8 protein-coding genes are annotated in these 7,362 nt (G+C 71.1%); 5 read left to right on the top strand and 3 right to left on the bottom strand.

Annotation, left to right across the window (positions count from 1 at the left end; all coding sequences use genetic code 11):
* The first annotated feature begins 149 nt into the window (after window positions 1-149).
* Window positions 150-587, top strand: a complete 438-nt coding sequence (locus tag AOK23_RS37475) for a glutaredoxin domain-containing protein (RefSeq protein WP_055716945.1) — start codon at window positions 150-152, stop codon at window positions 585-587.
* A 54-nt stretch (window positions 588-641) separates the two neighbouring features.
* Here AOK23_RS37475 and AOK23_RS37470 read toward each other — a convergent pair whose 3' ends face one another.
* From AOK23_RS37470 to AOK23_RS37460, 3 genes are all read right to left on the bottom strand, one after another.
* Window positions 642-1,421 carry an SDR family oxidoreductase gene (locus AOK23_RS37470; protein WP_055716944.1) on the bottom strand — a complete coding sequence of 260 codons (780 nt, stop codon included), beginning with the start codon at window positions 1,419-1,421 and terminating at the stop codon, window positions 642-644.
* A 65-nt stretch (window positions 1,422-1,486) separates the two neighbouring features.
* On the bottom strand, window positions 1,487-1,879 hold the full coding sequence (locus tag AOK23_RS37465) for a type II toxin-antitoxin system VapC family toxin (protein ID WP_055716943.1): 393 nt from the start codon (window positions 1,877-1,879) through the stop codon (window positions 1,487-1,489).
* The gene (locus AOK23_RS37460; RefSeq protein ID WP_055716942.1) at window positions 1,876-2,154 is read right to left on the bottom strand and encodes a hypothetical protein; all 279 of its coding nucleotides are present in this window, start codon (window positions 2,152-2,154) and stop codon (window positions 1,876-1,878) included. Before AOK23_RS37460 ends, AOK23_RS37465 begins: the two co-directional genes overlap by 4 nt.
* 209 nt (window positions 2,155-2,363) lie before the next feature.
* Here AOK23_RS37460 and AOK23_RS37455 point away from each other — a divergent pair, with 209 nt between their 5' ends.
* The 4 genes from AOK23_RS37455 to AOK23_RS37440 all read left to right on the top strand — a co-directional run.
* Entirely contained in the window at window positions 2,364-3,416 is a 1,053-nt protein-coding gene (locus AOK23_RS37455) for a LacI family DNA-binding transcriptional regulator (RefSeq protein ID WP_055716941.1), read from the top strand.
* On the top strand, window positions 3,413-4,957 hold the full coding sequence (locus tag AOK23_RS37450; protein ID WP_055716940.1) for a sugar ABC transporter ATP-binding protein: 1,545 nt from the start codon (window positions 3,413-3,415) through the stop codon (window positions 4,955-4,957). The genes AOK23_RS37455 and AOK23_RS37450 overlap by 4 nt, the downstream gene beginning before the upstream one ends.
* Window positions 4,947-6,899 (top strand): ABC transporter permease/substrate-binding protein, encoded by a 1,953-nt coding sequence (locus AOK23_RS37445; protein WP_055716939.1) that lies wholly within the window; start codon window positions 4,947-4,949, stop codon window positions 6,897-6,899. The genes AOK23_RS37450 and AOK23_RS37445 overlap by 11 nt, the downstream gene beginning before the upstream one ends.
* Before the next feature lie 114 nt (window positions 6,900-7,013).
* Window positions 7,014-7,362 (top strand): PfkB family carbohydrate kinase (locus AOK23_RS37440; protein ID WP_240496735.1); only part of this gene is annotated, 349 nt, incomplete at its 3' end.

Genomic DNA, 7,362 nt, shown 5'->3' with positions numbered 1-7,362 from the left:
GCTCGTCGCGGCGTGCACGCGGTACTGGGGGTGGACGCCGTCCGCCAGGTTCGGCAGTCCGGGCAAGTACGTGTGGTGCGAGCTGACCGCAGCGTAGGGCGCCCCCACCGGGCGGGCATCAGTCCGGCTCATCGCTAGGCTGCGTCACCATGATGCGTGCCTGGCTCCTACCGATGCTGTTCGTGCTCTGCGGCTCGGCCGTCGTGGCCGCGCAGATCGTCAAGGGGGACGTCGGTACGGCCGCGGTGCTCCTGGTGGTGTTCCTTGCGCTCGCCGGCGTGAACTCGCCCCTGGTCTTCCCTAAGTCCATCGGCGCCATAGAGGCGCAACGTCGCAGTGCGGTCGACGGCCGGCCCGTCGTCTTCTGGCGGCCGGGCTGCACGTACTGCATACGACTGCGCCTGCGGCTGGGCCGCAGTGCCCGGCGGGCGTACTGGGTGAACATCTGGCGTGACCCGGCGGGAGCGGCAGAGGTGCGGGTGGCCAACGACGGCAACGAGACCGTGCCGACCGTCGTCGTGGCGGGCCGGCCCCACACCAACCCCGACCCCGGCTGGGTGCGCGAACAGCTCTCCCGGTCCGTCTGATCAGCAACGGCGTCCTGGTGGCGCACGACGACGCCGCACCGTCGGGTCGGGCGATCAGTCGGCGAATCCGCCGTTGCTCTTCAGGAGCTGCCCGTTGATCCACTGGCCCTGCGGTGAGCACAGGAACTCCACGAGATGCGCGGTGTCCTGCGGGCTGCCCAGACGGCCCAGCGGCGTCCGACCCAGTACGTGTTCCCGGATGTCCTCGGACATCCAACCCGTGTCCACCGGACCGGGGTTGATCACGTTGGCGGTGATCCCGAGGTGGGAGAGCTCCTGGGCGGCTGCCAGGGTGATGCGGTCGAGTGCGCCCTTGCTTGCTCCGTAGGGCAGGTTGCCGACGGTGTGGTCGCTGGTGAGGCTGATGATGCGTCCGGTCCCCGGAGTTCCGTGGAAGCGGCGGCCGTACTCGCGGATCAACAGCCAGGTGGCACGGGCGTTGACCGCGAAGTGACGGTCGAAGCTTTCCAGCGTGGTGTCGAGCAGACCGGAGTCGACCGACTCGCAGTGGCACATCACCAAGGCGGTGATGCCGCCCAGGCGACGTTCGGCCTCGGCGAAGACACGCTCCGCCGCCTCCGGGTCGGCCAGGTCCGCCTCCACCCCCACCGAGTCGGCGCCCCGCTCGGCCAACGCCTCGGCGATGGTGTCCGCGGCCCCCGCCTCCGCGCCCCAGGCCATGCGGGCGTCGTACGGCGTCCAGTACGTGAAGGCGACGTTCCAACCCGCCTCGGCCAGCCGGTGGGCGACGCCCGCGCCGATGCCGGCGGACCGACCGACTCCGGTCACCAACGCGACCGGCCTGACCGCGTCACTTGGTGGCTGCTCTCCCATAGTCGTCACAGGCGCAAGGGTTCGGCCTGCGATGCGAGCGTGGCAACTCAATTCCTTCGGCAGTGTCAGGCCTTGATCACGCGGACACCGGGGCCGCACAGCATGCTGAGGTCCTCCGGATCCGAGGTCAGGACGGTCACAGGGGCGGGCGAGGCCAGCGCGGTGGCGGCGACGATGGCGTCCAGGGCGTACTTGTGGCCATGGAGTCCAGCGGCGGCAAGGAGCTTGCTGGCGTGGCGGGCGGTCGCCTCGGTGGGCGGGACGATGTTCACGCGGGAGGCCGCGTAGTCGAAGCGGGCCTGGTTGGTTCTGGGGTCGCGTGCCTCGACGAGGGTGACGGAGCTGACGATGACCCGGATGTCCTCGGCCTCGGCGGCCGCGAGCCACTCGGTGAGCTCGGGTGAGCGGTGTACGAGTTTGGACAGACCTTCACAGTCCAGAACGAGAGTGCCGCTCACGCGGCATCCGCCGAGCCGGCCGCGTCACCGCGCAGCAGCGCCCTCTTGGCCTCCACCGCAGCCTGGTCCACCGGCCCGTGTTCGGCCTCCGCGTCTTCGATGAGTTCGCGCAGCCGGTCCCGTTCGAGTTGGCGCTGGATGAGGGCTTCGACGTAGGCGGACATGCCTCGCTTGCCGGTGCGCGCCTTGAGCGCGGCGATCGTGCCCTCATGGAGGGAGACGGAGACCGGACGGACGGGGCCCTCGCCAGGGGGAAGGGCGGGAGTGGCAGCCATGGAGCCACATTAACAAAAGTCTTGTTATTCGGAGCAGGCTTCGGGCGGGTCGCCACCGGGCCGCATCCTCGCGTCGCACCCACACCGGCACCCTCCTCGGTCACGATTGAATTTCGGCCACCTCCACCCCCTTGTTTCCGCCCGTGTAATCGATTCCAATCCTCCCGTACGCGTCGATGTAATCGATTCCACAAGGAGGTGGAGCGGCGATGGCGAGCATCAAGGACGTCGCTGCCGAGGCGGGGGTCTCCGTCGCCACGGTGTCGCGGGTCCTGAACGACCATCCGTCGGTCAGCGCGGACGCCCGCGCGCGGGTGCTGGCCGCCGTCGAGACGCTGGGCTACCGCCCGAACGCCGTCGCCCGCTCCCTGCGCACCGACCAGACCCACACCCTCGGCCTGGTCATCAGCGACGTGATGAACCCGTACTTCACGGAGCTGGCCCGCTCCGTGGAGGAGGAGGCCCGCGCGCTCGGGTACAGCGTGATCATCGGGAACGCCGACGAGCGGCCGGACCTCCAGGACCACCATGTGCGGAACCTGCTCGACCGGCGGATCGACGGGCTGCTCGTCTCCCCCACCGACGGCGGCTCCCCGCTGATGCTGGACGCCGTGCGGGCGGGCACGCCGATGGTGTTCGTGGACCGGTGGATCCCGGGTGTGGACGTGCCGGTGGTCCGGGCCGACGGGCAGGCCGCCGTGCGGGATCTCGTGGCGCATCTGCACGGGCTCGGGCACCGGCGGCTGGCCATCATCGCGGGCCCGGCGGCGACCACGACCGGCCAGGAGCGTGTGGCGGCCTTCCGTGAGGCGCTGCAGGCGTACGGGCTCGACCTGCCCGAGGACTACATAGGGCAGGGCGACTTCCAGGCCGAGAGCGGGCGCCGGGTCACCGAGGGCTTCCTCGATCTGGCCACGCCGCCCGAGGCCGTGTTCGCGGCCGACAACCTGATGGCGCTCGGCGCGCTGGACGCGGTACGCGCGCGTGGGATGCGGGTTCCCGACGACATCGCGCTGGCCGCCTTCGACGACATCCCCTGGTTCGTGCACACCGATCCGCCGATCACGGCGATCGCCCAGCCCACGGGCGAGCTGGGGCGCGCCGCCGTGCGCGCGCTGGTCGACCGCATCGAGGGGCGGCCCCCGCAGTCCGTCACCCTCCCCGCCCGGCTCGTCGTACGCCGCTCGTGCGGCGAGACCGCTCCCCCCGAGCGACCGGCTTCCCCACAGCCGTCCCCCGTAACGAACAGGAGCCAGACGTGAGCAACCCGGACGAGTTGCTGCGCATCGAAGGCATACGGAAGTCCTTCCCCGGTGTGGTCGCGCTGGACGGCGTCGACTTCGATCTGCGCCGGGGCGAGGTGCACGTACTGCTCGGTGAGAACGGCGCCGGCAAGAGCACGCTCATCAAGATGCTCTCCGGTGCCTACACGCCCGACGCCGGGCGGATCCTGGCCGGCGGCGAGGAGGTGCGCATCCACGGCGCGCAGGACTCCGAGCGCCTCGGGATCGCGACGATCTACCAGGAGTTCAACCTCGTACCCGATCTGACGGTCGCCGAGAACATCTTCCTGGGGCGGCAGCCGCGCCGCTTCGGGATGATCGACCGCAAGCGGATGGAGGCGGACGCCGCCGTCCTGCTGGAGCGGGTCGGCGTGGACGTGTCGCCCCGCGCGCGGGTCCGTGAGCTCGGTATCGCGCGGCTCCAGATGGTCGAGATCGCGAAGGCCCTCAGCCTGGACGCGCGCGTGCTGATCATGGACGAGCCGACGGCCGTGCTGACGACCGAGGAGGTCGAGAAGCTCTTCGCGATCGTGCGCAGGCTGCGCGAGGACGGCGTGGGCGTCGTCTTCATCACCCACCATCTGGAGGAGATCGCCGCGCTGGGTGACCGGGTGACGGTGATCCGGGACGGGAGGAGTGTCGGGCAGGTTCCGGCGTCCACACCCGAGGAGGAGCTCGTACGGCTCATGGTGGGCCGGTCGATCGAGCAGCAGTACCCGCGTCGGCGGCCGGACTCCGGGGAGGCGCTGCTGGCCGTCGAGGGGCTCACGCGGGACGGCGTGTTCCACGACGTGAGCTTCGAGGTGCGAGCCGGTGAGGTCGTCGGCATCGCCGGGCTCGTCGGGGCCGGCCGTACGGAGGTCGTGCGGGCCGTGTTCGGCGCCGACCCGTACGACAAGGGGGCCGTGAAGGTCTCCGGTACCCCGGTCCCCCGGCACGACGTCAACGCGGCGATGACCGCGGGCGTCGGTCTCGTCCCCGAGGACCGCAAGGGCCAGGGGCTGGTGCTGGACGCCTCGGTGGAGGAGAACCTCGGTCTGGTCACCCTGCGGGGCGCGACCAGGGGCGGGTTCGTCGACCTCAAGGGGCAGCGGGCGAACGCGGCGCGGGTCGCCGAGCAGTTGGGCGTGCGCATGGCCGGGCTGGGCCAGTCGGTGCGGACGCTGTCCGGCGGCAACCAGCAGAAGGTCGTCATCGGCAAGTGGCTGCTCGCGGACACCAAGGTGCTGATCCTCGACGAGCCGACGCGCGGTATCGACGTCGGCGCGAAGGTCGAGATCTACGAGCTGATCAACGAGCTGACGGCCGCCGGCGCCGCCGTCCTGATGATCTCCAGCGATCTGCCCGAGGTGCTCGGTATGAGCGACCGGGTGATCGTCATGGCCCAGGGGCGGATCGCGGGCGAACTGCCCGCCGCCGAGGCCACCCAGGACGCGGTGATGGCGCTCGCCGTGTCCACCCCGCACACCACCACCCCGCACACCACCACGACCGGAACGGAGGCCACCGGTGGCCGCTGACACGCTCAAGAGCACGACGGGCGCGAGTGGCCCCTCGGGCCTGCGCAGAACCCTGCTCGACAACGGCGCGCTGAGCGCCCTCATCGTCCTCGTCGTCGCGATGTCGGTGCTGTCCGGCGACTTCCTGACGGCCGACAACCTGCTGAACATCGGCGTCCAGGCGGCCGTCACCGCCATCCTCGCCTTCGGTGTGACCTTCGTGATCGTCTCGGCGGGCATCGACCTGTCGGTGGGTTCGGTGGCGGCCCTGTCGGCGACCGTGCTGGCGTGGAGCGCCACGTCGGAGGGGGTGCCGGTCCCGATAGCCGTCCTCCTCGCGATCGTCACCGGCATCGCGTGCGGTCTCGTCAACGGCTTCCTCGTCTCGTACGGGAAGCTGCCGCCGTTCATCGCGACGCTCGCGATGCTGTCGGTGGGGCGCGGTCTGTCGCTGGTGATCTCGCAGGGCAGCCCGATCGCGTTCCCGGAGTCGGTGTCGCACCTCGGTGACAACCTGGGCGGCTGGCTGCCGGTGCCCGTCCTGGTGATGGTCGTCATGGGTCTGATCACGGCGGTGATCCTGGGCCGGACGTACATCGGGCGGGCCATGTACGCGATCGGCGGCAACGAGGAGGCGGCCCGGCTCTCCGGTCTGCGGGTGAAGCGGCAGAAGCTCGTGATCTACGCCCTGTCCGGGCTGTTCGCCGCGGCGGCGGGCATCGTGCTGGCCTCCCGGCTGTCGTCCGCGCAGCCGCAGGCCGCGCAGGGCTACGAGCTGGACGCGATCGCGGCGGTCGTCATCGGCGGCGCCTCCCTGGCCGGCGGCACGGGCAAGGCGTCCGGGACGCTGATCGGCGCGCTGATCCTGGCGGTGCTGCGCAACGGCCTCAACCTGCTGTCGGTGTCGGCGTTCTGGCAGCAGGTCGTCATCGGTGTGGTGATCGCGCTGGCGGTGCTCCTCGACACGGTCCGCCGCAAGGCCGGGGCGACCCCCGTGGCCGCCGGGACCGGTGGCTCGGGCGACCGGGGCAAGCAGGCGCTGACGTACATCCTGGCGGCGGTGGTCGCGGCGGCGGTCGTGGGCGCGACGTCCTTCCTGCACAGCGGTTCGTCGGCGGCCAAGAGCCAGAAGATCGGGCTGTCGCTGTCCACGCTGAACAACCCCTTCTTCGTGCAGATCCGCGCCGGCGCGCAGGACGAGGCGAAGAAGCTGGGCGTCGACCTGTCCGTGACGGACGCGCAGAACGACGCCTCGCAGCAGGCCAACCAGTTGCAGAACTTCACCAGTGAAGGTCTCGGCACGATCATCGTGAACCCGGTGGACTCCGACGCGGTGACCCCGGCGGCGAAGGCCGTGAACAAGGCGGACATCCCGCTGGTGGCCGTCGACCGGGCGGTCAACGGCGCGAACACGGCCGCCCTCGTCGCCTCCGACAACGTCAGCGGCGGGAAGCTGGCCGCGAAGGGGCTCGCGGAGAAGCTGGGCGGCAAGGGCGAGATCGTCATCCTCCAGGGCCAGGCGGGCACCTCCGCCAGCCGGGAGCGCGGCGCGGGCTTCGCCGAGGGTCTGAAGGCGTACCCGGGCATCAAGGTCCTCGCCAAGCAGCCCGCCGACTGGGACCGCACCAAGGGCCTCGACGTGATGACGAACCTCCTCCAGGCCAACCCCGACGTCGACGGTGTCTTCGCGGAGAACGACGAGATGGCGCTCGGCGCGATCAAGGCGCTCGGCGCCAAGGCCGGGAAGTCCGTCCAGGTCATCGGCTTCGACGGCACCGCCGACGGTCTGAAGGCCGTCGAGGGCGGCACGCTGTACGCGTCGGTCGCGCAGCAGCCCGCCGAACTCGGCAGGATCGCGGTGCGCAACGCGGTGCGGGCGGCCGAGGGCGAGAAGGTGAAGAAGTCGGTGATGGTGCCGGTGAAGGTGGTCACGGCGAAGAACGTGGCCGAGTTCGGCGGCTGACAGGATGCGGTGGCCGGACGGGGAGCACGCGGCCCCGTCCGGCCACCTCGGCATTTCCGCCCGTCGGCGCGACCGGCCGGTGGGCGGCTCCAACCCAGCACAGGGAGATGCTTCATGTACGACTACGACCTCCTGGTCGTGGGATCGGCCAACGCCGACCTGGTGATCGGTGTCGAGCGGCGGCCGGGGGCCGGTGAGACGGTGCTCGGCTCCGACCTGGCCGTGCATCCGGGCGGCAAGGGCGCCAACCAGGCGGTGGCGGCGGCCCGGCTCGGGGCCCGTACGGCGCTGCTGGCCCGGGTCGGCGACGACGGCAACGGCCGGCTGCTGCTGGACTCGCAGCGCGCGGCGGGGGTCGACACGACGGGGGTGCTGGTCGGCGGTGCGCCCACCGGGGTCGCCCTGATCACCGTGGACCCGTCGGGCGACAAGAGCATCGTCGTGTCGCCCGACGGGTCCACGG

The sequence above is a fragment of the Streptomyces torulosus genome (assembly GCF_001419765.1).
In the GTDB taxonomy this organism is placed as follows: Bacteria; Actinomycetota; Actinomycetes; order Streptomycetales; family Streptomycetaceae; genus Streptomyces; species Streptomyces torulosus.
Note: the sequence above shows the minus strand (reverse complement) of the source record. Positions and strands in the feature narration are given on the sequence as shown.